This window comes from Caballeronia sp. LZ029, from assembly GCF_031451275.1.
GTDB lineage: Bacteria > Pseudomonadota > Gammaproteobacteria > Burkholderiales > Burkholderiaceae > Caballeronia > Caballeronia jiangsuensis.
On the sequence record NZ_JARUXO010000004.1, the window covers coordinates 1,104,822 to 1,130,635 of the forward strand.

A 25,814-nucleotide genomic window follows, 5' to 3' on the forward strand; every position below is an offset into this window, starting at 1 on the left:
CGAAGACGAACGCCATGAAGAAGCCGGAACCACGCATCGAACCGTACACGCACCCCGCCGCGGGCTGGGGCGCGCTGAAGCAGGTCGCCATCAATCTCGTCAAGGAGAAGGTGGCGGGCGGGAATTACCGGACGCTCTTCAAGCAGAATCAGCCCGACGGCTTCGACTGCCCCGGCTGTGCGTGGCCGGACCGCGAGCACGGCTCGACCTTCGAATTCTGCGAGAACGGCGTCAAGGCCGTCGCCGCCGAAGCGACCAGCAAGCGCGTGACGCCCGCGTTCTTCGAAGAACACACGGTCTCCACGCTGATGGCGCAAACCGACTACGAGCTGGAGCAGCACGGCCGGCTCACGGACCCGCTCGTCTACGATGCGAAGCGCGATCGTTACGTGCCGATCGAATGGGACGATGCGTTCGAACTGATCGCCGCGCATCTGAAAAAACTCGACGATCCGGACCGCGCCGCCTTCTACACGTCGGGCCGCGCGAGCAATGAAGCCGCGTTTCTGTATCAACTGTTCGTGCGCATGTACGGCACCAACAATTTCCCCGATTGCTCGAACATGTGCCACGAAGCGACGAGCCGCGGCTTGCCGCATACCGTGGGCATCGGCAAGGGCACGGTCACGCTCGACGACTTCGAGCACGCGGACACGCTGCTGCTCTTCGGCCAGAATCCGGCGACGAATCATCCGCGCATGCTCGGCGAGTTGCGCGACTGCGCGAAACGCGGCGCGACGATTGTCTCGATCAACCCGCTGAAGGAGCGCGGCCTCGAACGCTTCGCGAGCCCGCAGCACACGCTCGACATGCTTTCGCCGAAGGGCGTGAAGATCAGCTCGGTGTTCATCCGCCCGAAAGTCGGCGGCGACTTCGCGCTCATCAAGGGCGTTGCGAAACGCGTGATCGAGCTGGACGACGAAGCGCGTGCGAACGGCGGCGAGCGCGTGCTCGATGTCGATTTCATCGCGCAGCACACGGTCGGCTTCGACGCGTTCGCCGACGACCTGCGCGCTGAAAGCTGGGACGCGATCATCGCAGAATCCGGCGTGGAGATGGACGACGTGCTCAAGCTCGCCGATATCTACGCGAAAGGCCGCGCCGTCATCGCGACGTGGGGCATGGGCCTCACGCAGCACAAGAACTCCGTGCCGACGATTCAACTGCTCTCGAACCTGATGATGATGCGCGGCAACATCGGCCGTCGCGGCGCGGGGCTTTGCCCGGTGCGCGGCCATTCGAACGTGCAGGGCGACCGCACCGTGGGCATCGAAGAAAAGCCGACGCAGGAGTTTCTCGACCGGCTCGGCGCCGCATACGATTTCGAGCCGCCGCGCGAGCACGGCTACGATGTCGTCGAAACCATTCACGCGATGCTCGAAGGCAAGGTGAAGGTGTTCATCGGACTGGGTGGAAATTTCTCCATCGCGACGCCCGACACGCCGCGCACGTGGGAAGCGATGCGCTCGTGCGATCTCACCGTGCACATCACGACGAAGCTGAACCGCAGCCATCTTGTGCACGGCCGCGACGCGCTCATTCTGCCTACGCTCGGCCGCACCGAAATCGATCTTCAGAACGGCGTGCCGCAAGGCGTGAGCGTCGAGGATTCGATGAGCATGGTGCACATCTCGTACGGCATGAACAAGCCGGCTTCGCAGAATCTGCTGTCCGAAGTGGCGATCGTCGCGCGCATGGCGCATGCGACGCTCGGTTCATCGAAGGTCGACTGGCGGGCGCATGCCGGCGACTATGCATTGATCCGCGACGGCATCGAGAAAGTGCTCGACGGCTTCGAACGCTACAACGAACGTCTGAAGCAGCCCGGCGGTTTTCATCTGGGCGTGGCCTCGCGGGATCGCGTTTGGAAGACGCCGAGCGGCAAGGCGCAGTTCATCGTGCACGAGATCGCGTTCGATACGCCGATCCACCGTGCGCGCGCGCTGTACGGCGAACGCCTGATGACGCTCATGACGACGCGCTCGCACGATCAGTACAACACGACGATCTACGGCCTCGACGACCGGTATCGCGGCGTGTACGGGCAACGGCAAGTGCTGTTCGCCAACCGCGACGATATCGATATGCTCGGCTTCGAGCCGGGCGAGCTCGTGGATATCACGAGCGTGTGGGACGACGGCGTGGAGCGCCGCGTGGACGGTTTCAAGCTCGTTGAATACGACATTCCGCGCGGCTGCCTCGGTGCGTATTATCCGGAGACCAACCCGCTCGTGCCGTTGTCGTCGGTTGCGGATGGCGCCGGTACGCCGACGTCGAAGTCCATTCCCGTGTTGTTGACATCGTCCAGTCAGGCCATTGCTGCCTGAAGCTGCTCGCCGCCGACATGTTGCAAAGCGCGTAGAGGCGGGCCTTCTCACGCTGACGAATACGACGTTCGAGTGCCGCTGCGCCGCTGAACCGGCGATCGATGAATCCGCCCAGCATGGCGAGAATCGCGACCCACGCGATCAATCCGGCGGCGAAGCTGTCGAACTTGTCGCTGAACCAGGCGCCGCCCAGCATGGCGGCGGCGAACACCAGCATGACCAGGGCGAGCGGCGGACTATCCTCGTTTTCGACACGGGTGTTGCCGCAGGCTCCCATGCCTAACTGGTAGCCGCTCAAGGAATACGCGCCAATGGAGTGATTCATTCCGTCCTCCGAACTGTCATCGATCTGTGATTGCACAAATCTACGCAGTCGAGGAAAGGGCCAACACCAGACTATTCCGAATAACGGTTTCGGCGTTCAACGATTGACTTTCCCGAGAACACCGAAACCGGGCGGTGCGCTACTTCGCTCCGGCGAACTCCTGAATGTCGGCATCGGCTTCGCCTGCGAGCGGCACGACGCCGGACGGTCCCGTCGCGTGCGGCTGCAACAGCAGCGCGACCAGTCCGCTCCAGCCCGTCTGATGCGATGCGCCCACGCCGCGCCCGTTGTCGCCATGAAAATATTCGTGGAAAAGAACGAGATCGCGTGAGCGCGGATCGGCCTGAAGCAGCGGATACGCGGCCATCACCGGACGTTCGCCGTTCTTGTCGAGCAGAAACAGTGTCGTCACGCGGCGCGCGAGTTCATCGGCGATCTGCGCGAGCGAGAACTTCTGCCCCGAGCCCGTCGGATACTCGACGCGGAAATCGTCGCCGTAATAGCGATGGAACTCGTGGATCGATTCGATCAGCAGATAGTTCACCGGCATCCACACCGGTCCGCGCCAGTTCGAATTGCCGCCGAACACGCGCGAGTCCGATTCCGCCGGCAGATACCGGATGCTGAAGCTCTCGCTGTTGTGATAGAAGACGAACGGGTTGTCGAGATGCACGCGCGACAGCGCGCGCACGCCGTGATCGGAGAGAAATTCGGTTTCGTCGAGCATGCGCCGGAGCAGCGCCTTCATGCGATGCCCGCGCAGCAGCGACAGGAGCACGCTGTTGCCCTGCCCCGCGACGTTCCAGCGCGACACGAGCCGCGCGAGGTCGGTGCGATGCTCCAGGAACCAGTGCAGGCGCTCGCGCAACTCCGGCAGCGAGCGATACACCTTCGGCTCCAGCACGTGCACGGCGAAGAGCGGGATCAGTCCGACGATCGAGCGGATGCGCATCGGTACGTTCGAGCCGTCGGGCAGGCGCAGCTTGTCGTAGAAGAACTCGTCCTCGCTGTCCCAGAGACCGGTGTCGCAATTGTCCTCGCAGCTCACCGCCTCCGCGATATACAGGAAGTGCTCGAAAAACTTCACGGCGATATCGACGAACACCTTGTTCGCGTACGCGAGTTCCAGCGCGATGCGCATCAGGTCGAGCGCATACGCGGCCATCCACGCGGTGCCGTCGGCCTGATCGATATGGCCGCCCGTCGGCAGCGGCGACGAGCGATCGAAGATGCCCACGTTATCCAGCCCGAGAAAGCCGCCCTGGAAGACGTTCTTGCCGTCGGCGTCCTTGCGGTTGACCCACCACGAGAAGTTCAGCAGCAGCTTGTGGAACACGAGCTCCAGGAAATCGCGGTCGCCCTTTCCGGTAATCGCGCGGTCGATCTCGTAGACGCGCCACGTCGCCCAGGCATGCACGGGCGGGTTCGCATCGCTGAAAGCCCATTCGTAGGCGGGCAACTGGCCGTTCGGATGCTGATAGCGGTCCTTCACGAGCAGGAGCAACTGGCGTTTCGCGAATTCCGGATCGATCAGCGCGAACGCGGCGGCATGAAACGCGAGATCCCACGACGCGTACCACGGGTATTCCCACTTGTCCGGCATCGACACGATGTCCGCGTTGCACAGATGCCGCCAGTCGATGTTGCGCCCGGAGCGACGCTGCTTCGGCGGGTTCGGCTGAAGCGGATCGCCATCGAGCCAGCGCTGCACGTCGAACTGATAGTACTGCTTCGACCACAACATGCCCGCGAGCGCCTGACGCTGCACGAGGCGCTGATCGGCATCGGCGATATCGTGTTGCAGCGCGCCGTAGAACTCGTCCGCTTCCGCGATGCGGCGCTCGAAGAGCCCGTCGACGTCGAGCGGCACGGCGTCCGGCGCGGACTCGGGCCGCCAGCGCATATACACCACGGCCTTGCCGTGCGGCTCCAGTTTCAGATGCGCATGCGCCGCGGCACGCGTGCCCTCGTCGCGGCGGATCGCGTTTTCATCGCCTTGCAGGATGTAGTCGTTGAAGCCGTCCTTGAACGGTCCCGCGCCTTCCATGTGAAAGAGACGCCTGACGTTGGTCTCGTTCTCGCAGAAGATCCATTCGATGCCGCCGGCATCCGGCGACCATGCGGTGACGACCATCGGCTCATGGTTGCCCTGTTGCGCGAGCACGTAGGTGCCCTCGCCCTGCACCGTCTCCACTTTCAGCGACGGCTTCACCGGCGCCGGTTTCCACGACCACGTATTGCGCGCCCAGATCTGCGGCAGCACGTCGAGCGTGGCCCACACGCCGCCGCGATTCTCGACCGTCACGCGCATCACGATGTCGTCGGCGGTGTGCTTGGCGTATTCCACCTGCACGTCGAAGAAACGCTCGTCGTCGAACACGCCGGTATCGAGCACTTCGTACTCGGGCATGTCGGCGCCGCGCCGCGCGTTTTCATCGACGAGATCGGCGTACGGAAACGCCGCATGCGGATACTTGTAGAGCATGCGCATGTAGGAATGCGTCGGCGTGCCGTCGATGTAAAAGTACAGTTCCTTCACGTCCTCGCCGTGATTGCCCTCCTGGTTCGTCAGACCGAAGAGCCGCTCCTTGATGATCGGATCGCAGCCGTTCCAGAGCGCGAGCGAGACGCACCAGTTGAGCTTGTCGTCGCCGAAGCCGGCGAGTCCGTCCTCGCCCCAGCGATACGTGCGGCTGCGCGCATGATCGTGCGGAAAGTACTCCCACGCGGTGCCGAATTCGCTGTAGTCCTCGCGCACCGTGCCCCACTGGCGCTCGCTCAGATACGGCCCCCAGCGCTGCCAACGCGAGCAATCCTTCGAATGGAGCCTGGAGCCCTCGACGGTTTCGAGCTGATTGACGGGGCGCGATTTCGGCATGGGGCTCTCCTCGTTGGCGGCGTGCAAAGCTGCGGGCAAGACACGTAATTTAGCGCGTTTCGATGGCGGCACGCGCGCCGTGCGCCTACGGTGCGCCGAGCAGTTTTTCGATGCGCAGGAGTTCCGCGAGCGACCACGCCTGGAACGGCGTGCCGCCGGGCGCGTGAGGCGCGTCGCCATCGGCGACTTCGCTGATGTGATCGAGACCGTAATGGTCCAGATGCGCGTAAAGCGGCGCAAGAAAGCGCTCGCGCGCGCCCGCCGCGCCGTGCACGCGCACCCACGCTTCCACGAACGGACCGATCAGCCAGGGCCACACGGTGCCCTGGTGATACGCGCCGTCGCGCTCCAGGACACCGCCCGCGTAGAGCGCCTTGTAGGCCGGATCGGACGGCGCGAGCGTGCGCAGGCCGAGCGGCGTGAGAAGCTCCGTCTCGACTTGCGCGACGACCGCGTGGGCGATATCGCCATCGACGAGCGGAAACGGCAGCCCGCCGACCGCGAAGATCTGATTCGGGCGAATCGAGCGATCGACCTTGCCGGGTTCGTGATCGACGTCGACGACATCGAAGAGCGTGTGCGAATCGGGATCGACGAAACGCGCGGCGAACGACAGCAGCGCCTGATCGCGCAGCCCCTGCCAGTGTGGATTCCACGCGCTGGCGATCGAGAGCGCGTTGATCCACAGCGCCTGCACCTCGACCGGCTTGCCGATGCGCGGCGTCACGACCCAGTTGCCCGCCTTCGCGTCCATCCACGTGAGTTGCACGCCGGGCGTGCCCGCGCGCAGCAGGCCGTCGGTATCGGCGGCGATGTTGAAGCGCGTGCCGGACGAATAGCCTTCAAGGATCGCATCGGCGGCGCTCTGCAGGCGGCTCGTCGTGGCGGCGTGGGCGAAGCCGGTCGCCAGAAAGTCGTGCACGGCGACGACGAACCACAGCGATGCATCGACCGAGTTGTACTCCGGCAGACCGCCGCTGTCCGGGAAGCGGTTCGGCACCATGCCTTCGGAGATCGTATCGGCCCATTCGAGCAGGATCGATTCCGCTTCCTGATGCCGGCCGGATGCGAGCAGAAGGCCGCGCATCGAGATGAAGGTGTCGCGGCCCCAGTCGGTGAACCATGGAAAGCCCGCGATGATCGTGCGCCCGACGTTGCGATTCACGACGTACGCATCGGCTGAGCGCGCGAGCCGCGAGCCGAGGGCCGCCCGGCGCGCCGTCTCCCGCGATGCCAGGCGCGACGCGTGCGCGAGCGCGCTGTCTTCGAACGGCTTGTCGTGGCCCACGTGCGCGTGCAGGATCATCACGGCTTCGCTGCGCGTGAAATCGAAGGAGAAGGTGAACACGCCGGGCGTGGCGAGGTCTTCGGTGAAATCGAGTCCGCGTTCTCGCTCGCGCGCATAGCAGAAGTTGCGATACCAGTCGGGCGCGTGCTCGTAAGCGCCGTTCGACGTCGCGCAGATCGCGGGCAGATCGCCATACGGTTGCCATTGCACGCGCTCTCCTTCGAGCGTGGCATCGAATGAAAAAGCCGGATTCTCGTGATGCAGCGCGTGATAATCGCGGCCGGAAAGAAGCGGACGCACTTCGAGTTTCGCCGCTATCGATGCCCCTTCGAGACGCCAGCGCAGCACGGTTTCGCGGCTCTCCTTCGCGACGAACACTTCCGCGACGATGACCGTGTTAGCGTCGATCGCGTAGCGCCATGTCGGCCAGGGTTCGGTGTCGAAGGACGACAGGCTCGCGGATGTGTCGGGATAGAGCACGTCGGGCGCGTAGCGTTGCATCGTCAGCGGGAAGCGTTTGCCGTCCAGTTCGAGCCATGCTTCGATGCCGTTGACGAGCACGACGCGGCCTGCGGGCGGCTGCGTCGCGGCGAGCAGCAGCGCGTGATAGCGCCGCGTGCGCATCGTGCCGACGGTGCCGGATGCAAAGCCGCCGTTGGCATCGGCTTCGAGCCATTCGTCTTCGAGATTGCTTGCGTCGGGGCGGTCGATCCGGGTCATGACGTCGATGCCTTTTGACGATAGTCCCTGAGCGCCTTGCGCGCCTTCCCCTGGATCGCGCGCTGCATCTGCGGCGTCCAGCCGAATAGCCAGCCGCTCACGCCTAGCGCCTGACGGCTCCAGCGCCAGAGATCGAAGACATCGGTTTGTTCGACGATGAAGCCATCGCGGATCGCGAAGTGCGAGTCGATTTCATTGACGACGCTGTGGCCCGTCGCCGAATACGTGTAGCGCGCTATGGCTTTCGCGCTCGCCGTCTGACCTGTCGATGCGATGTTGTCGTAGGTGAGCGTGAAGTCGGCGGCGCGGCCGAGGAGCATGCGCCACATGTCGCCGGCCTCCTTGCCGCGCAGCACGCCGAAGGCGGGGTCCTGGAACTGGATGTCGGGGGCGTAGCAGGCGGACATCGCTTCGGCATCGCGGTTCTGGAACGCTTTGTAGAAGCGTTCGATCAGGTCGGTGTTGGCGTTGGGCATTGGTTTTTTTTCGCTTTCGCTCGGCGGTTTGGGTTTGCTTGTTTGTCCTCTTTGCGCTTGGGTCGTGGAATCCTGTTTTCGTGTCGGTCTGTTGGCACTGCCCCTCCCCGGGGCGGGGGTCACTTTCTTTGCTGCTGCAAAGAAAGTAACCAAAGAAAGCAGCTCGTTTAAGCCCGCGGTCACACGCACGTTAGCCATGCTTGCCAGCCGCCCGTGGCACTCGCCTAAGTGTCGCCCTCACAGGACTTACCGGGCTTGGATCGCGCACGATCTGGTGAGCTAGTTCCCTGAATCCGTGGGTTCAGCAATCATACATCCGGCACAGCGCTACGCGCTGCCGTTGGGTATGCGAGGGAAACCAACGGAAGACATGTGCAGTGCATTGATGCCGATGTCAGCACGAAAGCACGCACGGGCCCGATTGACCCATCGGCCGCGTAGCGGGCCGGAGCTATTTGGTGCTGAACCAGTTTCTTGTGTGGTGCGATGTGTCGGACCGTGCGCGGTCCAAGCCGTTATCTGCTTGCGGGGGCACTCGCTACTGCCGGGCCATTCAGCCAATCGTCTGTGCCGCGGCCGGTGTGAAGTGCTTAGGCTGGGGATAGCTGTTTCTTTGGTTACTTTCTTTGCAGCAGCAAAGAAAGTGACTGCCGCCCCGCACAGGGGCTGTGCTAATAAACCACTAAGAATACGGGATCCGGCGACACAAAAGACACCCCCCCCTCACCCCACCCAAACCATCACGGCGTGAATCAAAATCCCCACCGCTCCCCCCACCAACGTCCCATTCACGCGAATAAACTGCAAATCCCGCCCGATATTGAGCTCGACATCCCTCACAAGAGTCGCGTCATCCCACTGCTTGACGGTCGCGGCAATATGCTTCGCGATCCCATCCCGCAACTCCGGCGCCAGCGCCTTCAACGCATCGCGCATATGTTCGTTGATCGAATCGCGCAACGCCGGATCGCTGCCGAGCGCTTCGGCGAAACCGCCCGCCATCGCCACGACCTTCGCATGCAGCGCCGAATCCGGCCGCTTGATATCCGCATCGAGCCACGCGATGAACTCGTCCCACAGCCCGTTCACATAACCGCGCAGTTCAGGCCGCTCGAGCCATTCGCGCTTGTGCTCGTCGATGCGCGCCTTGAACGAAGGATCCGTCTTCAGCCGCCCGACGAATCGCTCCACGGCCGCATCGAAAGCCTTGCGGCGCTCGTGCTCCGGATCGGTGCTCACGTCGTGCAGCCATTGATTCGCGCCGCGCACCAGACCCGCCGCGAACTTGTTGCCGAGGTCCTCGGCGTTCAGTCCGACAAAACCCAGCATGCCGATGAGCTTCGGATACTCCTCGCCCGCCACCGCGACGATGCGCGTCGCCAGCATCTCCTGCACCTCGGGCTTGTCGAGCCACGCGGCCATCTGCTTCAGACCCTCGTCGAGCAACAGTTGATGCCGACGGTCGGACGTCAGCGTCGATAGCACGTTGCCCGCCGCGCCCGCGAGATCGAATGAATCCGCGCGACGGCGCAGCGTTTCGTAGAGCATCGTCTTGACGCGTTCGTCGTCGACGAAAGACAGCAACTGGCCGACCGCCGTCACCGCCTTTCTGCCGAGCAGCTCCGAGTTCTTCGGCTCCGCGAGCCACGTCGACAGACGGCTCGCCGGATCGAACGCGTTCACCCGTGCAACGAGCGCATCAGTGCCGAGAAAACGGTCGCGCACGAACACGGCCAGGTTGTCCGCGACGCGCGCCTTGTTCGCCGGCAGAATCGCCGTGTGCGGAATCGGCACGCCGAGCGGATGGCGAAACAGCGCGACGACCGCGAACCAGTCCGCGAGCGCGCCGACCATCGCGGCTTCCGCGAACGACGACACCCATGCCCATACGCCCGCATCGTGCTGGCTTTTCGCGAGCGCGAACAGACAACCCGCCGCGACGAGCAACGCGGCGGCGAACCATTTCATTCTTTTGAGCGCGACGGCTTTGTCCTGCGTTTCCATCTATGTCGATTTCATGGTTTTGGTGAGGCCGAAAGCTTACCAGCAGTGCGCTGCAAATCCCGCAGGACATCGACGGCCCGCTCGCCATCATCGACGGGAACGAAGATGTGATCGTGGTACGCCGCCGCGATCACATTGCAACTGATGTTCGCCTCGCCGAGCGCACGCGCGAACGCTGCCGTCAGACCGACCGCGTTCAGATCCGAATGCACGGTCAGCGTGATCCACGCCGCGCGAAACAGCGGCGCGATGCCCGCCGCCTGCGCCGCGCGCTCCTCCATCACGACCGTCAATCCTTCGCGCTCGCGAAACGTCGCGACGATGCCCGCGCCGCTCGCCACCGCATCGTGCGGCAACGACGCAAACACGTAGATGCCCGGCTGGAGCTCGGGCTGCATCGACGCGATCAGCGTATCGAGATCACGCAGCATTTTCGGCCTCGCGTGTGCGTCCCAGAACCGGCCGCAGCGCCGCGCCCGTGTGGCTGCGCGGATGCGTCGCGAGCGTGTCCGGGTCCGCCGCCGCGACGATCGTGCCGCCGTTCACGCCGCCCTCCGGCCCGAGATCGAGCACCCAGTCGGCTTCGGCGATCACATCGAGATCGTGTTCGATGACGATCACGCTATGCCCGCCATCCACCAGCCGATGCAGCACGCGGATCAGCTTCGCGACGTCCGCCATGTGAAGCCCGACGGTCGGTTCATCCAGCACGTAAAGCGTATGCGGCGGCTTCTGGCCGCGCCGCGTGATGTCGTCGCGCACTTTCGACAACTCGGTGACGAGCTTGATGCGTTGCGCCTCGCCGCCAGACAGCGTCGGCGAAGGCTGGCCGAGCGTCAGATAACCGAGGCCGACATCGCGCAGCAATTGCAACGGATGCGCGATGCTCTGCATCGACGCGAAGAACTCGACGGCCTCGTCGATCTCCATCGTCAGCACTTCGCCGATGTTCTTGCCGCGCCAGGTCACCGCGAGCGTCTCCGGATTGAAGCGCTGGCCGTGGCACACGTCGCACGGCACCTTCACGTCGGGCAGGAAGCTCATCGCGATGGTGCGCACGCCCTGGCCTTCGCACGCCGGGCAACGCCCTTCGCCCGTGTTGAACGAGAAGCGCGATGGCGTATAGCCGCGCGCGCGGGCTTCGAGCGTATCGGCAAACAGCTTGCGGATGGTGTCCCACATGCCGATGTACGTCGCCGGACACGAGCGCGGCGTCTTGCCGATCGGCGTCTGATCGACTTCGAGCACGCGGTCGATCGCTTCGAAGCCGGTCACGCCACGGCAGCCCTGCCACGCATGCGCGACATCGAACTTCGGACGCGGCGCCTCGCGCGCGAGCACGCTGGCGCGCGATCGCGTGGCGGGTGCATCGGACTGCGCCGCCTTGCGCGCACGCCGCACCGCGGGCGACGACAGCACCGAGCGGCCGACCGCATCGAGCAGGTTGGTCATCAGCACGTCACGTGCGAGCGTCGACTTGCCCGAGCCCGACACGCCCGTGATCGCGACGAGACGATTCAGCGGCATGCTCGCCGTCACGTTGCGCAGGTTGTGCAGCGTCGCGCCTTCGACCGTGAGCCATTGTTCGGGCGTCGCCGGACGTTTCGCGGTCCCGGCACGCACTTCGCGGCGCGGCTGCAACGGATGCACGATCGGGTTCGCGAGAAACTGGCCCGTCAGCGACGCCTTGTGCGCCGCGAGATCCGTCACGGTGCCTTGCGCGACCACCGTGCCGCCGCGCTTGCCCGCGCCCGGCCCGATATCGATGATGTGATCCGCGCGGCGAATCGTGTCCTCGTCATGCTCGACGACGACGAGCGTATTGCCCTTGTCGTTCAGCTTCTTTAGCGCTGAAAGCAGGATGAGGTTGTCGCGCGGATGCAGACCGATGGTCGGTTCATCGAGCACATAGCACACGCCTTGCAGATTGCTGCCGAGTTGCGCGGCGAGACGAATGCGTTGCGCTTCGCCGCCAGAAAGAGTCGGCGCGGCGCGATCGAGGCTCAGATAGCCGAGCCCGACTTCTTCGAGAAACTGGAGACGGCCTTCGATTTCGCTGACCACGTCGCGCGCGATATCCGCATCGCGGCCTTTCAGCTTGAGCGCAGCGATCCACTCGCGCGTATCGCTCACCGTCCAGCGTCCGACTTCCGTGATCGGATAATCGCCGAAGGTCACGGCGCGCGCGACCTCGTTCAGACGCGTGCCTTCGCAATCCGGGCACGGCTGATCGACGATATCGTCCGGCTCCTGATCCACCGAACCGATGCTCTGCTCGCGCCCGCGATCGTCCTGCGCGAACAAGGTGTCATCGAATGCGGCGCGCTGTTCGCGCGTGAGCTTCACGCCCGTGCCGACGCATGTATTGCACCAGCCGTGCTTGCTGTTGTACGAGAACATGCGCGGATCGAGCTCGGGATAGCTCGTGCCGCACACAGGGCACGCGCGCTTCGTCGAGAACACGCGGGTTTCTTCCTTGCCGCGACGCGCGCCGTCCTGCCACGAGCCATGCAGATCGTCGAGCGGCGCGCACAGATGCATCACGCCCTTGCCGATCTCCAGCGTTTCGTCGAGCAGGCGGCGCAGGTCGGTTTCGTTGTCCGCCGACACGACGAGATCCGCCACCGGCAATTCGATCGTATGTTCGCGGAATCGATCGAGCTTCGGCCACGGACTCACCGGCAGAAATTCGCCATCCACGCGCAGATGCGTGTTCCCGCGCGCCTTCGCCCATTTCGCGAGATCGGTGTACACGCCTTTGCGATTCACGACGAGCGGCGCGAGCAGCCCGACATGCTGCCCCTTGAAATCGCGCATGATCTGCGCGGCGATCGATTCCGAGCTTTGCGACTGCACCGGCGTGCCGTCGTGGATGCAATGCTGGATGCCGAGCTTCACGTACAGGAGACGCAGGAAGTGCCAGACTTCCGATGTCGTCGCAACCGTGGACTTGCGCCCGCCGCGCGACAGACGCTGCTCGATCGCGACGGTCGGCGGAATGCCGTAGACGGCATCGACTTCGGGACGGCCCGCGGGCTGCACGATGGAACGCGCATACGCATTCAGCGATTCGAGGTAACGCCGCTGGCCTTCGTGAAAAAGGATATCGAACGCGAGCGTCGATTTGCCCGAACCGGACACGCCCGTCACGACGTTGAACTTGTTGTGCGGGATATCGACATCGAGCGACTTCAGATTGTGCTCGCGCGCGTTGACGATGCGCACGACATCTTCGCCCTGCAATGCGCGCCGCGCGCTCGCGACTTCCGCCGCGAGTTGCAGCGGCACGCCCGCGCGCTTTTCCGCCGCGCCGGGCGCCATCGCTTCTTCGTATTCGATCAATGCGCGGCCCGTATGCGACTGCTCGCAAGCGGCCACGTCATCGGGCGTGCCGACGCACACGACCTGTCCGCCGCCATCGCCGCCTTCGGGACCGAGATCGATGATCCAGTCGGCCGCGCGAATCACATCGAGGTTATGTTCGATGACGATCAGCGAATGCCCGCGTTCGAGCAGTCGGCGCAGCGCCTGCATCAGCTTGGCGATGTCGTCGAAATGCAGACCGGTGGTCGGCTCGTCGAACATGAAAAGGCGGCTTTCGCTCGTTTTGGCTTGCGATGTTTCAGCGAGGAAACCCGCGAGCTTCAGACGCTGCGCCTCGCCGCCGGAAAGCGTCGGCACCGGCTGGCCGAGCTTCACGTATTCGAGACCCACATCGACGATCGGCTGCAGCACGCGCAGCACTTCCTTGTCGTTTGCGAAGAGCGCGACGGCTTCGCTGACCGTCAGTTCGAGCACATCGGCGACGCTCAATTGACGATCGCCGCGCTCGATCTTCACTTCGAGAACTTCAGCGCGATAACGCCGTCCGTCGCAATCCGGGCAGCGCAGATAAACGTCGCTCAGGAACTGCATTTCCACGTGCTCGAAGCCCGAGCCGCCGCATGTCGGGCAGCGTCCGTCGCCCGAGTTGAAGCTGAACATGCTCGCGCTATAACCGCGCTGCAACGCGAGCGGCGCCTTAGCGTAGAGCTTGCGGATTTCATCGAACGCGCCGACATAGCTCGCCGGATTCGAGCGCGCCGTGCGCCCGATCGGCGACTGGTCGACGAACACGACATCGCTCAGATGCTCCGCGCCCTTCAATGCGCGAAACGCGCCGGGCGTTTCCGTCGCCTTGCCGAAGTGACGCATCAGCGCGGGCGCGAGCACGTCCTGAATCAATGTCGATTTGCCCGAGCCGGAAACGCCCGTCACGCAGACGAGACGTTGCAGCGGAATATCGACCGTCACGTCCTGCAGGTTGTGATCGCTCGCGCCTTCGAGCGTGAGACGCGGCGTGTTCGCATCCACGACGCGCCGGTTCCAGTTCGACGCGTGCGCGACATGCTTGCGGCCGCCGAGATACGCGCCGGTCAGGGTGTCGGTGCCTTGAATGTCGTCGGGCGCGCCGTCGTAGACGATCTGCCCGCCGCGCTCGCCCGGTCCCGGTCCCATGTCGATGAGACGATCCGCCGCGAGCATCACCGAAGGATCGTGCTCCACGACGACGAGCGTATTGCCCGCGTCGCGCAGCCGGTGCATCGCCTCGACGATGCGGTTCAGATCGCGCGGATGCAGGCCGATGCTCGGCTCATCGAGCACGAAGAGCGTGTTCACGAGCGACGTGCCGAGCGCCGTCGTCAGGTTGATGCGCTGGACCTCGCCGCCCGACAGCGTGCGGCTCTGGCGATCGAGCGTCAGATAACCGAGGCCGACATCGCAGAGATATTTCAGGCGCGTGCGCACTTCCGCGTGCAGCAGCTTGAGCGCTTCGTCGAGCAAGGTCGAAGGCAGCGTCAGCGAATCGAAGAAGCGGCGGATGCGCTCGATCGGCATCAGCATCAGATCGTGGACCGTGAGGCCCGGCAGCGCTTCGAGTTGAGCGCGCGTCCAGTCGACGCCTTCCGGCATGAAGCGATTCGACGGCGGCAACACCGCGTCGGCCTGCTCCTTCGTGCCGAGACGCCACAGCAGCGACTCGGTTTTCAGGCGCGCGCCTGCGCAGACCGGACACGTCGTATAGCTGCGATACTTCGACAGCAGCACGCGGATATGCATCTTGTACGCCTTCGACTCCAGATAGTCGAAGAAGCGCTGCACGCCGTACCACTGGTTCTGCCACTTGCCGGTCCAGTCGGGCGAGCCCTTGATGACCCAGTCGCGCTCTTCTTGCGTGAGATCCTTCCAGGGCACGCCGAGCCGGATGCCCGCCTTCGCGCCGTACTTCACGAGATCGTCCTGGTTCTCTTTCCATGCGGGCGTCTGCAACGTCTTGACCGCGCCTTCGCGCAGCGTCTTTTTGTCGTCCGGGATCACGAGCCCGCAATCGACGCCGATCACGCGGCCGAAACCGCGGCACGTTTCGCACGCGCCGTAGGCCGAATTGAACGAGAACAGCGCCGGCTGCGGGTCCGCGTAGCGCAGATCGCTTTCCGGGCTGTGCAGACCGGTGGAGAAGCGCCAGATTTCCGGCTCCGCGTCCTCCTTCAGCACGTAGACATCGACGCGGCCGGTGCCGCGCAGCAACGCGCTTTCGATCGCCTCCAGCGCACGCGAGCGTTCCGTGTTCTGCAGGCGAAAGCGATCCGCGACGACATCGAGCATCTGCCGCGCGCCGGATTCCGTCTGGATGCGGCGCTTGGCCTGCACGCGCGTATAGCCGCTCGCGGATAGCCATTGCTCGACTTCCTCGTCGCTCGCGGTATCGGGCAGTTCGACGGGAAACGTGATCGCGAGACGCGGATCGTCGGCGCGCGTGCGTTCGAGCAACTCGGCGTAGATCGTTTCGGGCGTGTCGTGACGCACGCGCTGCGACGTTTTCTTGTCGAAGAGTTCGGCGGCGCGCGCGTAGAAGAGCTTCAGGTGATCGTTCAGCTCCGTCATCGTGCCGACGGTCGAACGCGAACTGCGCACCGGATTCGTCTGGTCGATGGCGATGGCGGGCGGCACGCCGTCCACGCGATCGACCTGCGGGCGGTCCATCCGGTCGAGAAACTGGCGCGCATACGCGCTGAAGGTCTCGACGTAGCGGCGCTGACCTTCCGCGTAGAGCGTATCGAACACGAGGCTCGACTTGCCCGAACCGGATGGCCCGGTCACGACCGTCATCTGGCCGGTGTGCAGGTCGAGATCGAGATTCTTGAGGTTGTGCTGACGTGCGCCGCGAATGCGGATTGCGTTGTTCGATGCCAATTTTTCAACCGGTTCAATAGGTTAGGCGGCTCTCTGAAAGCCTTGGGCGAGGTTGCACGAGTGTTCGGAAGTGCATGGCCGCCATAGCGAACAGTACTGTACACGCATACAGTGTTTGTCGCCAAACGTGTCAGGAGTGTCCGCTTCCTGCGCAAGACGCTCGCCTGATCGACGGCTCACTTCAGATGCGCGATGACGGCATCCGCGACCGCGTCCGGCGCCTCGCGCAGCGGAAAATGCCCCGCGCCATCGATGACCACGCGCCGGTATCCCGCCGGAAAATACTTGTCCTGCCCTTCTGAGCTCGCCGGTTCGTCGCACGAATCCGCGCCGCCCTGGATCATCAGCGCGGGCACGTCGATGCGTTCGATCGTCGTGAGCCGTGCGTACAGTTCCGCGAGCGCCGGATCGGACGGCTGGTCGCTACGCCAGCGACGCCGGTATGCGTTCAGCGTGATCGGCACCCAGTCGGGATTCTCGAAGGCGCGTGCGGTCGCGGTGAATTCGGTTTCGTCGAACCAGCCGGGCGGCGACCACGTTTCCCACTGGATGCGCGCGAAGCCTTTGGGATCGGCGGCGACGGCATCCGGGCCGCCATCGAGCGACATGAACCATTGATACCAGAAGCGCCGCGCCTGCGAGAAATCCGGCAATTCGAAGACGCCGCGCGGCTGATAGGCGAGCGCGAGCGCGGCCATGCGGCGCACACGATCCGGAAACAGCGCGGCGATCGTGTACGCGGCGCGCGCGCCCCAGTCATGACCGACGACATCGAATTGCGCGATGCCGAGCGCATCGGCGAGATCGACGGCATCGTTCGCGAGCGCGACGCCCGAGCCGTCGCGCACGGCGTCATCGCGCAAGAAGCGCGTGCCGCCCGCGCCGCGCAACTCCGGGACGATGGTGCGATAGCCGGCTTCGTTGAGCCGCAGGGCGACCGCGTTCCATGCGCGCGCCGCATCGGGCCAGCCGTGGATCAGGAGAACGACGGGACCATCGGCGGGACCGGAATCGGCGTAGGCGATATCGAGCGTCGGCGTGCGGGCGTGGCGTCCGAAGTCCAGCATGGCGAGACTCCTGGTTGGCGAAAAAGCCATTCTAAAGCGCGTCGCGTACGTGAGTCGCGCGCCGGATTCGAGGGCGCGACGACAACGGACCTTCGGCCCTGAAAGGCGTGTCCCCAGTCTCAAAATTAATTCGCGATACGAAGTGTTATCATCGGCTTTTTGCCGGAGTTCGAGCGTGTTCGAAGGAATGTTGTCCATCTCTCCCACTGCGCGATGCAAGTGCTGCGACGGTTCGAGCGCGCTGTGCGGAGTGGTCGACTTGTCGCGCGGCGGTGCCGACCACGCTGCGGGAAAGAAAGTCGATCCGTACTCGGGCGTGCCCATTTACTACTATCGATGCGAGCGGTGCGGCTTCACCTTCACCCCCGCTTTCGACGACTGGACATCGGCGCAATTCAGCGAACATATCTACAACGCCGACTACGTAAGGCAAGATCCGGATTACGTCTTCGCCCGCCCGGACGACAATGCCCGGAGAATCGCCGAGCAATTCTCCGCCTTGGCGAATGTGAAAATTCTGGACTACGGCTCAGGGTCGGGCGTGCTCGAACAGCAACTGAACGTGCGCGGTTTCCGTGACGTGCGCTCTTACGATCCCTTCCACAGCAGTTCGGATCCGAGTGTTCTGCAGGAACAATACCGTGTCGTTTTCGCGTTCGAAGTTTTCGAGCACAGCGTCGATCCTCGTCAATTGATGCAGACACTTGCCGCCTTGCTCGACGACGATGGCTCCATGCTCATCAGCACCCTCTTCGTACCGGACAATATCGCATCCGAAGGCATCGACAAATGGTGGTACTGCATGCCTCGCAACGGCCATGTCTCGTTCTTTACGCCGACATCGTTGTCGCTGCTGGCGTCGCAGGTCGGATTGAAAGCCGCCTCATTCAACAGCGGCTTTCATCTTCTGTTTCGATCGGAAACGCCCGACTGGGCGCAACCGTATCAACTCATGTCTTCGCCGGACTGAAAGCGTCTCACGCCCCGATCAGCACCCCGCTTCTCACCGCCTTCTCCCCCGTCACCCGTCCCATCGGTGCGCCCGCGTGCACGAAGCGGATCGCGCGTCGCATGTAAAACACGCCGTCGTTGTTCGTGGTAACCGTAGTCACCGCGTCGCTGATCGGATCGACGATATCGAACACCGGATCGCCCGCTTTCAAACGCGTGCCCACCTTCGCCCGATACACGACGATCCCGCTCACCGGCGCGCTCAACTGCTGGCTGCCCGCGAGCGGCGTCGCGGCTTGCGCGAGCGGCGGCGCATCCTTCCCTTCGCCGTCGATCACGCCTCGCGCGATCAGATATTCGACGATGGCATCGGCATCATGCGCGGCCGTGTCGTAATCGACGTCACGCTGCCCGCGATGCTCGATCGTCGCCGCGATATTCGGCGCGCCGAGCGGCGTCTTCTTGCCGAGCCGTTCGCGAACTTCGTTCCACAAGAGCGCATGAACCTCGTCGAACGACTGCCCGCCGGAATCCGTCGCGAGCAGCACGCCGTTTGCGCCGAGATGGCGCGCGAGGGGCTCGATCACGGGCCAGCTCGCCGGGCTCGTGTAGATGTGCATCGTCGCTTCGAGCGAGCAATGCAAGTCGAGCACGATATCGGCTCGCGAAGCCAGCGTGAGCAGCGCGAGCCGCAACGATTCGAACTCGTTCTTTGCGTTCATCTCGCCGAGCATTTCGACGAGCGCGCCGCGCAGAAGGCGCGCATTGTGCGCGGCATCGGCGGACGAGAAGCGCGCGCCCACGCGCTCGATCAGCGCGGCAGCGGGCGGCATCGGAAAGTTGCGGTTGAAGTTGTGGCCGCTGTTCGCCTCGAAGCGCCCGAGAAACTGCCCGAGCACATGCTGCGACAGCCCGATCGGATTCGCCACCGGCACGAGCACGATCTCGCCGCGCACGCGGCCTTCGGCGTCGAGCGCGGCGAGCCGCTTCTTGAGCGTCCATGCGGTGAGCATCGCGGGCGTTTCGTCGGCATGCAGCGAAGCCTGAATGTAGACCGTCTCGCCGTCGCGCCCGGCGTCGCCGAAATGAAAGCTGACGAGTTCGCGCGACGTGCCGAGCGTCGTCGAGACGAGTGAATGGCGTTTCGTTTGCATCGAAGAATCCTTAGTCGCCGTACACGTCGAAGTCGAAATACTTGCGCGCGATCTTCTGATACGTGCCGTCGGCGCGCATGTCGTTCACGGCCTTGTCGATCTTCGCCTTGAGCGCGGTGTCGTCCTGGCGCAGGCCCATGCCGACGCCGTGATCGCCCATCGAAAGCGGCTCGCCGACGAACGCGAAGCCCGCGCCGTGCGGCGTCTTCAGGAAGCCGTGCTCCGCTTCCACCGAGCCGAGCAGCGCGGCATCGATACGCCCCGCGGTCAGGTCGTTGAGCACGCCTTCCATGCTCTGATACGACACCACCTCGACGCCGCCCGGCTGCCAGTTCTTCAGCGCGTAGGTTTCGAACTGGCTGCCGCTCTGCACGCCGACGCGCTTGCCGCGCAAGCCCTGCGCGCTCGCGGTGAGCGGCGTGCCCTGCTTCGCGATCAGGCGCGAGCGGAACTGAAAGAGCTTGGTGGAAAACGCGATCTGCTTCATGCGCTTGTCGGTGATCGCCATCGACGACATGATTCCGTCGATCTTGCGTGCCTGCAGCGCGGGAATCATCCCCGAGAATTCGAGTTCGACCCACTGGCAGCGCATCGCGATGCGACGGCAGATTTCATCGCCAAGATCGACGTCGAAGCCCGCGACGTGGCCATCGGGCGTCTTCACGTCCATCGGCGGATAGCCGGGATCGATGCCGAGGCGCAGAGCGTCGGCGTCTTTCGCGTGAACCGGCGTGGCCGCGACGAGCGCCGCGGCCAGGAAAAGTGTGCTGAGTCTGAACATGAACGCGGTGTCTCCGTATGGTTGCCACCGATGGTACGGCCGCAAAACGCTCGCAAAAAGAGACGTTTTGCTTATCATGATCACTTTTCGAGATCACCCGACGGAGACGCCGAGCGTGGATTTGACTCTGACGCAGTTGCGCATGTTCGTGGCCGTCGCCGAGGCGGGCAGCGTGCGCGCGGCCGCTCGGCGACTCGATGTCGCGCAAAGCGGCATCACGCAGCAGTTGCAGAAGCTCGAAACACTGGCGGGCGGGCCGCTTTTCGAGCGCGATGTGCGCGGCGCGCGCCTGACGCCCGTCGGCGAGCGCCTGCGCCTGCGCGCCGATCTGATTCTCGGCGAGTGCAGAAAGACCGAAGACGAGATGCGCCAGTTGCGCGGCGAGCTGACAGGGCGCGTCGCGCTCGGGCTTGCCGCCGAGGCGACGATGCGCCTCTTCCCCGCATTGCTCGAAAGCTATCGCGAGCGCTGTCCGCTCATCGACGTGCATCTGACGAGCGCGACCTCACGCATGTTGACGTCGTGGGTCCGCGGCGGCAGCCTCGATTTCGCGCTCGCGCTGATCGCGCCCGACGCCGACATCCACGACATGGACACCGCGCCGCTCTTCGATACCGAAGTCGCGGTGATCGCGCGGCGCGGTCATCCGCTCGGGGGTTCGCACGTGCTCCGCGATCTTCGCGACGCCGAATGGGTCAGCACGCGGCAACGCGGCGGCGGTGCGCTCGGCAACAAGCTGTCGGCGCTGTTCGAGCAGGCGAAGCTCGGCGCGCCACGTATCGCCGCAACGACGGAAGCCGTGTTCGACACGCTGCACTGCATCGCATCGAGCGATTACATCGGGCTCGAACCCGCGAGCCTCGCCGGGCATCCGTTCTTCCGCGAGCACGTCGAGATCGTGCCGATCGCCGAGCGCGCCGCCAGGACGCCGGTGTGTCTGCTGCGGCGCGCGGGCGTGCCGCTCACGCCCGCGGCGCAGGAACTCGCGACGATGGCCGTCTCGTTCGCGCGGATGCTCCCGGCTCAGCGCGACGCGTGACGCGTGCGGGAGCCCTTCGCTGCGTTGGCGCGGCGCGTCGCCCAGCCCTTCTTCGCGGCGGCTGACCGATCCGCCGCCGAGCGCCGGCTCGACGCCGCATGAGACTGACGCGAGAGCGCCTTGTGCGAAGCGGCCTTGGTGCTTTCGCGCTTGAGCGCGCGTGTCGACGCAGCCGAGCGCTTCGCCTTCGATTCGGTGCTCGGGCTCTTCTTCGTGCGATGCGAAGCCTTCGTGTCCTGAGCGGCCTTCTTGCGCGTGGCCTCGGACGTCGTGCCCTTCTTCGGCGCCTTCATCTTCACGCCCGAGCGGCGCGCTTCGGACAGCCCGATCGCGATGGCCTGCTTCGCCGACTTCGCACCGTGCTTGCCCTCGCGAATGTGATCGATCTGTTCCTTCACGAACGCACCCGCCTGCGTGCTCGGGGACTTGTCTGCGCGCTTCGCTTTCGATGCGCGCTCGAGGGTTTTCTGTTCGGGCATGTCGGACCTCCGTATGAAGTGGACTTGCCCTTGGCACGCGAGCAACGTGTGTGCCTGCATCCTCCTCAGCAAACGTTTGGCGCAACGGTGACTCCGTTCACGCGAACGTTTGCCTTGCTATCCGGCATGCGCGGCCAACGCTGACCTGATCCGAAAGACGGCGCTTTCGGCGCACCCTTCGAACTCGCGATTATTTCGCGAATAGGTTAAAGCCCGTCAAGACGTTGCCGTTAACGGGCTTATCCATACCACCCAGGTCGATTCGATTTGAAGCCTGTTTTGCCTTGTGTTCTCGCGTTTGGCCCGGGCGGCCGTGGATATGATCCAAATCGGTAAGCACTTCCCGCTGGCACTGCAAACCCAACTCTCACTCATCAAGGAAGCAACATGCAAAAACTCCTGAAAGCCTTCGTGCGCGACGAACGTGGCGTCAGCGCCATGGAATACGCGATTCTCGCGGGCATCGTCGTGGTCGCGCTGGTGGCCGTCGGCTCCGCTTTCAGCACCAACATGACGGACATCTTTTCGAACCTGACCACCAAGGTTAAGAACGCCGCGGGCAGCTAAGCAGTCGCGCCCCAGGTCCGGGCCTTCACAGGCCCGGACCTCGATCTGCCCCAACCCGATTCGAGCCCATCGTGACCGTACTGTCTCTCGTCATTCGTCTTGTCGTGCTGGGCGCCTTGCTCTGGCTCGCGATCACCGACGTGCGCACCCGACGTCTGCCGACGAGCATCGTCCTCACGATCGGTGCACTCTTTTTCGTCGATGCGCTCATCGCCGGCATGCCGCTCGACGATGTCATCTCGCATCTGCTGCTTGCGGTCGTCGTGTTTCTGGCCTGCGCCGTCCTGTTCGCCGCGCGCATGCTCGGCGGTGGCGACGCCAAGCTCGCTTCCGTCATCTTTCTGTGGGTGGGATTCGGCCTTTCGCTCGCCACGCTGACGCTCGTCTCGGTGATCGGGACCGTGGTGTCGCTCGTGAGTCTCGCCACCCGCAACATGAATCCTTCTCAGCGCTTCGTGCCGCTGCGCGCGCTCGCGATGTTCTCCGCGGCGCGCGGCGTTCCTTACGGCGTGGCGCTCGCCTTCGGCGGCGGTTTCGTCATCGTGCTGCCTGCCCTGCTGCACCTCATCTCGACGCAATAGGACGACGTCTCCATGTCCAACATCATCAAATTTGCCGTGCTGCTGGTCGGCGCACTTCTGATTGCGCTGATCGTGCGCGTCGTCCTTGCGAGCGGTTCTCACACCGCGAAGCCCGCCGTGACGAGCGAGAAGGTGCTGGTCAGCGCCGCCAGCCTGCCGCAAGGCTTGTTGCTGCGCGACGAGGATCTCGCCTGGAAGGATATCCCCAAGGCGGATATGCCCGCCAACGCCATCGTCGCGGGCGTCGCGAGCGCGCCCGACCTGAAGGGCGCGCTGCTGCGCCATCCGGTCGCGGCCGGCACCGTTCTCGTATCCGACGATGTCTTTCTGCCGAGCGCGCCGGGCTTTCTCGCCGCGACGCTCAAGCCCGACATGCGCGCGGTCTCGGTCGCCGTCGACGATGTGTCCGGCAACGCCGGCCTGATTCAGCCGGGCGACTATGTCGACCTGCTGCTCACCCAGCAAATGGACCGGCGTACCGAATCGCCGGATCTCGCGGTATCGAGCGAAACGGTGGTCGAGCATGTGCGCGTGCTCGCCGTCGGCTCGGAAATCAAGCGGCCGAAAAACGATGGCGACAACGAAGTCGCCGTGGCCCGCGCCCGCACCGTGACGCTCGAAGTCACGCCGCGCATGAGCGAGGTCGTCGCGGTCGCGGCGCGGCTCGGCAGCCTGTCGCTTGCGCTGCGCAGCTTCGCGACGGTCAGCCGCGATCCGGCGGCGCCCGCGGGCGCGTCGGCGCCCGAACGCAAGCCCATCTGGGCTGGCGACATCTCCCGCGCCGTGCGCGATCTGCCGCGCACGCGCCCCGCTCAGTCGGGCGCGCCGAGCGCCGCGCCGGCCATGCCGCGCACCGTGACCATCTACCGCGGCTCCGAGAAGTCGGATACGTCGAGCGTTGCCCAGGCGGGCGGTTCGGGCCAGGGCGTCCCGCCGCTGCCCTCCGTGCCCGCGGAGCGTTGACACCGTGCCCCCGTTCGAAAGCGTGCCATCGCCAGGATTCACATTCATGAAAACGCAGTTCAGTTCGAGTCGCATGACGGGTCGTGCGGATAGAGCGCCAGTCGCCCCGGTTCTGGCATGCGCGGCGCTGCTCGTGTGCGCCGCCGCGCATGGCGCGCAGCCAGCGAAGATGCCGCACAATGCCGGCGCGCCCTCGCCTGTGCGCACCGCGAACGTGGCTCGTCCCGGCATGACGGACGAGATGGCGCCGGCCAGTGCGCAAGGCGCGCTCGTGCTCGACGCGGGCAAGGGCACGATGTTGCAACTGAATGAAAACGTGGTGTCGGTGTTCGTCGCCGATCCCGCCATTGCCGACGTGCATGTGCCGTCGCCCAAGGCGGTTTTCGTGCTCGGCAAGAAAACCGGCACGACGACGCTCTACGTGCTCGGCGCCAACAACCGGCCGCTCGTGCAGCGCACGATCGTCGTCTCCCGCGACATGATCACCTTGCGCGCGATGCTCGCCGCGCGCTTTCCGACCACGAACGTGAAGGTCGCAACGGGACAGGGCTCGCTGATGCTGAGCGGGCAGGTATCGAACTCGGCGGATGCCGACGCCATCGTCCAGGCGGTGACGCCCTTTCTCGCCGACAAGGAAGTGCTCGTGAACCGCATGACGATCGACCGCCCGCTGCAGGTGCAGTTGCGCGTGCGCATCACCGAGGTGGATCGCAACATCACGCAGCAGCTCGGCATCAACTGGCAGGCGATGGGCAACGCGGTCGGCAACTTCTATGGCGGCATCTTCAGCGGCCGTCCGATCTACAACCTGAGCCAGCCGCTCACCGGCGCCAACGGGGCCGTGACCTATCCGGTCAATCTGCCGACCAACAACGCCTACTCGATCCTCGGCGCCTTCAAGACGAACAACGTGGACATCCGCGCGCTCGTCGACGCGCTGAATCAGGAAGGCCTGCTGACGGTGCTCGCCGAGCCGAATCTCGTCGCGCTGTCGGGCCAGACGGCGAGCTTTCTCGCGGGCGGCGAGTTCCCGATTCCCGTCTCGCAGACCAACGGCGCGATCACGGTCGAGTTCAAGCAGTTCGGCGTCAAGCTCGATTTCACGCCGACCGTGCTCACGGACCGGCGCATCAGCCTGAAGGTGCGCCCGGAAGTCAGCCAGATCGACACGACCGCGAGCGTGACCACCGGCGGCGTCACCGTGCCGGGACTCTCCGTTCGCCGCGCGGACACGACCGTCGAGCTCGCGAGCGGCCAGAGCTTCGCGATCGGCGGGCTGCTGCAGAGCAATACCAGCGACGTCGTTTCGCAGGTGCCGGGCCTGGGCTCGATTCCCGTGCTCGGCAAGCTGTTCTCGTCGACGAACTATCAGAACAACAAGACGGAACTCGTGATCATGGTCACGCCGTATCTCGTCGAACCGACCGATCCGTCGAAACTGCGCACGCCGCTCGATTCGCTGATCTCGCCGTCGAGCGATGTCGAATACAGCTTCCGGCGCCAGAACGGCGGAGCGCCGGCGCAGGCCGGACAACCGCGTCTCGTCGGCGCGGCCGGCTATGTCTATTGAGCCCGTCATGAAACACACACGACTGCTTTCGCTTCTTCTCGCCGGCACGTTCGCCGTCGCCGCCGCCGGCTGCTTCAAGCCGCCGCGCAACATGCCGAACGAAACGGTGATCGGCTACGACGGCGCTTCGGCCGTGCCGCCCGATTGCGACAGCCTCGCCCGGCCATCGCTGCTGACGGACGCCGGCATCCGCCGCCCGAGCATGCAATGGGGCTGCGCGACCTACACGAATCTGGCGGCCCAGCTCGCGCGCCCGGAAGACGCCGTGCATCCGCAGACGCTCGGGCCGGCGAACGCGGCGGTGGCGGCGAGCGCGGTGCGGCGCTACGAGACCGGCCGCGTGATTCCGCTCGACAAATCGACCTCGCGCGACAGCAAGTGATCCGACGCACTACAGCCAGAAGCACACA

Annotated in this window: 18 protein-coding genes; 8 read left to right on the forward strand and 10 right to left on the reverse strand. The window is 64.7% G+C overall.

The window, feature by feature from the left end:
* Positions 1-14 precede the first annotated feature (14 nt).
* Positions 15-2,327 carry an FdhF/YdeP family oxidoreductase gene (locus QCE73_RS31130; protein WP_309884929.1) on the forward strand — a complete coding sequence of 771 codons (2,313 nt, stop codon included), beginning with the start codon at positions 15-17 and terminating at the stop codon, positions 2,325-2,327.
* A 464-nt stretch (positions 2,328-2,791) separates the two neighbouring features.
* Here QCE73_RS31130 and QCE73_RS31135 read toward each other — a convergent pair whose 3' ends face one another.
* The 7 genes from QCE73_RS31135 to QCE73_RS31165 all read right to left on the reverse strand — a co-directional run bounded on the left by QCE73_RS31135 (position 2,792) and on the right by QCE73_RS31165 (position 17,319).
* On the reverse strand, positions 2,792-5,530 hold the full coding sequence (locus QCE73_RS31135; protein WP_309884930.1) for an MGH1-like glycoside hydrolase domain-containing protein: 2,739 nt from the start codon (positions 5,528-5,530) through the stop codon (positions 2,792-2,794).
* An 85-nt stretch (positions 5,531-5,615) separates the two neighbouring features.
* Entirely contained in the window at positions 5,616-7,538 is a 1,923-nt protein-coding gene (locus QCE73_RS31140; RefSeq protein ID WP_309884931.1) for an amylo-alpha-1,6-glucosidase, read from the reverse strand.
* Positions 7,535-8,014 carry a nuclear transport factor 2 family protein gene (locus QCE73_RS31145; RefSeq protein WP_309884932.1) on the reverse strand — a complete coding sequence of 160 codons (480 nt, stop codon included), beginning with the start codon at positions 8,012-8,014 and terminating at the stop codon, positions 7,535-7,537. Before QCE73_RS31145 ends, QCE73_RS31140 begins: the two co-directional genes overlap by 4 nt.
* Before the next feature lie 723 nt (positions 8,015-8,737).
* Positions 8,738-10,018, reverse strand: coding sequence for a DUF445 domain-containing protein (locus tag QCE73_RS31150; protein WP_309884933.1), 1,281 nt, complete (start codon positions 10,016-10,018; stop codon positions 8,738-8,740).
* 11 nt (positions 10,019-10,029) lie between these two features.
* Complete coding sequence (locus QCE73_RS31155; protein WP_309884934.1) at positions 10,030-10,449, reverse strand: ACT domain-containing protein; 420 nt, start codon at positions 10,447-10,449, stop codon at positions 10,030-10,032.
* Positions 10,439-16,252: an excinuclease ABC subunit UvrA gene (uvrA, locus tag QCE73_RS31160; RefSeq protein WP_309884935.1), complete on the reverse strand. Its 5,814-nt coding sequence runs from the start codon at positions 16,250-16,252 to the stop codon at positions 10,439-10,441. The genes QCE73_RS31155 and uvrA overlap by 11 nt, the downstream gene beginning before the upstream one ends.
* Before the next feature lie 176 nt (positions 16,253-16,428).
* A complete protein-coding gene (locus QCE73_RS31165; protein ID WP_309884936.1) occupies positions 16,429-17,319 on the reverse strand; it encodes an alpha/beta hydrolase in 891 nt (296 codons plus the stop codon).
* 175 nt (positions 17,320-17,494) lie between these two features.
* On the opposite strand from QCE73_RS31165, the gene QCE73_RS31170 reads away from it, so the two are divergent.
* Complete coding sequence (locus QCE73_RS31170; RefSeq protein WP_309884937.1) at positions 17,495-18,289, forward strand: class I SAM-dependent methyltransferase; 795 nt, start codon at positions 17,495-17,497, stop codon at positions 18,287-18,289.
* 7 nt (positions 18,290-18,296) lie between these two features.
* Here the strand turns inward: QCE73_RS31170 and QCE73_RS31175 are convergent, their stop codons facing one another.
* Together QCE73_RS31175 and QCE73_RS31180 are read right to left on the reverse strand one after the other, a co-directional pair.
* Complete coding sequence (locus QCE73_RS31175) at positions 18,297-19,424, reverse strand: M14 family metallopeptidase (RefSeq protein ID WP_309884938.1); 1,128 nt, start codon at positions 19,422-19,424, stop codon at positions 18,297-18,299.
* Between the two features lie 10 nt (positions 19,425-19,434).
* Positions 19,435-20,205, reverse strand: coding sequence for a transporter substrate-binding domain-containing protein (locus QCE73_RS31180; protein WP_309884939.1), 771 nt, complete (start codon positions 20,203-20,205; stop codon positions 19,435-19,437).
* 115 nt (positions 20,206-20,320) lie between these two features.
* Here QCE73_RS31180 and QCE73_RS31185 point away from each other — a divergent pair, with 115 nt between their 5' ends.
* The gene (locus QCE73_RS31185) at positions 20,321-21,244 is read left to right on the forward strand and encodes a LysR substrate-binding domain-containing protein (protein ID WP_309884940.1); all 924 of its coding nucleotides are present in this window, start codon (positions 20,321-20,323) and stop codon (positions 21,242-21,244) included.
* On the opposite strand, the gene QCE73_RS31190 is transcribed toward QCE73_RS31185, so the two are convergent.
* Positions 21,229-21,723, reverse strand: a complete 495-nt coding sequence (locus QCE73_RS31190; RefSeq protein WP_309884941.1) for a DUF6496 domain-containing protein — start codon at positions 21,721-21,723, stop codon at positions 21,229-21,231. The two genes, QCE73_RS31185 and QCE73_RS31190, sit on opposite strands and share 16 nt — an antisense overlap.
* 387 nt (positions 21,724-22,110) lie before the next feature.
* Here QCE73_RS31190 and QCE73_RS31195 point away from each other — a divergent pair, with 387 nt between their 5' ends.
* From QCE73_RS31195 to QCE73_RS31215, 5 genes are all read left to right on the forward strand, one after another.
* Positions 22,111-22,290, forward strand: coding sequence for a Flp family type IVb pilin (locus tag QCE73_RS31195; RefSeq protein ID WP_035510689.1), 180 nt, complete (start codon positions 22,111-22,113; stop codon positions 22,288-22,290).
* 71 nt (positions 22,291-22,361) lie between these two features.
* Positions 22,362-22,871: a prepilin peptidase gene (locus tag QCE73_RS31200; RefSeq protein ID WP_051627256.1), complete on the forward strand. Its 510-nt coding sequence runs from the start codon at positions 22,362-22,364 to the stop codon at positions 22,869-22,871.
* Positions 22,872-22,883: 12 nt separating this feature from the next.
* Entirely contained in the window at positions 22,884-23,834 is a 951-nt protein-coding gene (gene cpaB / locus QCE73_RS31205) for a Flp pilus assembly protein CpaB (RefSeq protein WP_035510692.1), read from the forward strand.
* 229 nt (positions 23,835-24,063) lie between these two features.
* Positions 24,064-25,404, forward strand: a complete 1,341-nt coding sequence (locus tag QCE73_RS31210) for a type II and III secretion system protein family protein (protein ID WP_309885288.1) — start codon at positions 24,064-24,066, stop codon at positions 25,402-25,404.
* A 7-nt stretch (positions 25,405-25,411) separates the two neighbouring features.
* Entirely contained in the window at positions 25,412-25,786 is a 375-nt protein-coding gene (locus QCE73_RS31215) for a CpaD family pilus assembly lipoprotein (RefSeq protein WP_081818351.1), read from the forward strand.
* The last annotated feature ends 28 nt before the right edge of the window (positions 25,787-25,814 follow it).